The organism is Lyngbya sp. CCY1209 (assembly GCF_055795065.1).
The window spans coordinates 1-545 of the sequence record NZ_JAYFER010000095.1 but is presented as its reverse complement, the minus strand read 5'-3'; the positions used below and the strand labels follow the sequence as shown (position 1 = coordinate 545).

At 50.3% G+C, this 545-nt stretch carries 1 protein-coding gene; it reads right to left on the bottom strand.

What is annotated here, in order from left to right; translation table 11 throughout:
- Positions 1–371: 371 nt before the first annotated feature.
- A complete protein-coding gene (locus AC0QHF_RS00565; RefSeq protein ID WP_375341384.1) occupies positions 372–545 on the bottom strand; it encodes a type I restriction-modification enzyme R subunit C-terminal domain-containing protein in 174 nt (57 codons plus the stop codon).

The following is a 545-nucleotide window of genomic DNA, read 5'->3' as shown; positions in this document are numbered from 1 at the left end:
TCAAACCCTTATAGAAAAGCCGTTTCAGTTTCCGACTCCCGACTCCCGACTGCCGAGGACCGCGCGCAGCGCTATAACTCGCCGACTCCTCTCCTGTAACGCTTCGATTTTAGCGACAATCCGTCTTTGTTGAAGAGTGGCGATCCCCCTAAATCCCCCTTAAAAAGGGGGACTTTGAGTCCAATTCTCCCCCCTTCTCCCCCCTTCTCCCCCCTTACAAAGGGGGGCTGGGGGGGATGGGGGCTGGGGGGGATCTTCACTTCTAAAAGACGACCTTTTGCACATCATCTCAAATCCGGTTGAATATCCAAACCGCTTGGGAATCAATTCCCAAGCTTTAGATTCGACCAGATTTGATATAACTATCTATTCTAACTTATCTCCTCCCAAATGGCTCCATTAATCTCATTTAAAATAGCCTCCAACTCCCCATCAAATGTTGTGTTCAGACGAGTGAAGCCGCCGCTTGACTTGAACTGTCCCCGGTCAAACGCCAGCCTATCCACCACCGTTTCCGATTTTAACTGCTTCCCGATCCGTTCCAA